General features: G+C 31.7%; 1 protein-coding gene. It reads right to left on the reverse strand.

Features of this window, described 5'->3' with window-relative positions; genetic code table 11:
• Positions 1 to 214: 214 nt before the first annotated feature.
• Positions 215 to 745 (reverse strand): 5-methylcytosine restriction system specificity protein McrC (locus AC1DRF_RS30760; protein ID WP_477742668.1); only part of this gene is annotated, 531 nt, incomplete at its 5' end.

Genomic DNA, 745 nt, shown 5'->3' on the forward strand with positions numbered 1-745 from the left:
GAACCTATTAAATATCTTACTCTATTTTTACTAGCCTCAAATTCAAGAGCAATTGACTTCTGATACTCTAAAGAATTAGGATCCATTACTAATCCTCCCCCTTCCTATTGTTTATATTTCTTATCATTATGTTTTTTCACTAAGTGTGGGGATACGATTATTAATAAATTACATAATGGAGCAGATCTCAAAACGAGATCTGCTCTTTCATTTATCACACAACGAAATTTTCTTGAATAATATTAGTAAGGTTATCAATAGTTACTTTTTCATCTTCTAAACTTATTGAATACATACGAATTCTTTTTTCTGGTAAGCCATCAAGGTACCAGGACTCTAATATTGTTGCCGGATCTTCTTCAATGAAACTATTATGTGGATAAAGTAGTATTGCTGAACGAGCCTCTTTATATCTCGTTACATAGGCATAAAGTTGAAATAAATCTTCTCGTTTTGCTCCATGGCGATTGTACAAACTTCTTATTTGTTTCCACTTGGTGTCAATTACTAGCTCTGTTTCTCCATTTGAAATAACGACATCTGGTTTCAATGAATATATCTGTCTTTGAGTTGCTTCCTTGACTAATAGTTTATGCTCTTGGTGCTGAATTTGAACTTTGTGGTCCGTACATTGATTTATAAGTATCGAAATGTAAGATTCAAAAAGTTTATTCATCTCGAACAAGATAGAAAAAGATTTGTTTTTCCCACCTTTAAAATCAGGAGATAAATTACTAAGAAATGT

Source organism: Priestia sp. P5_B4 (assembly GCF_056400385.1).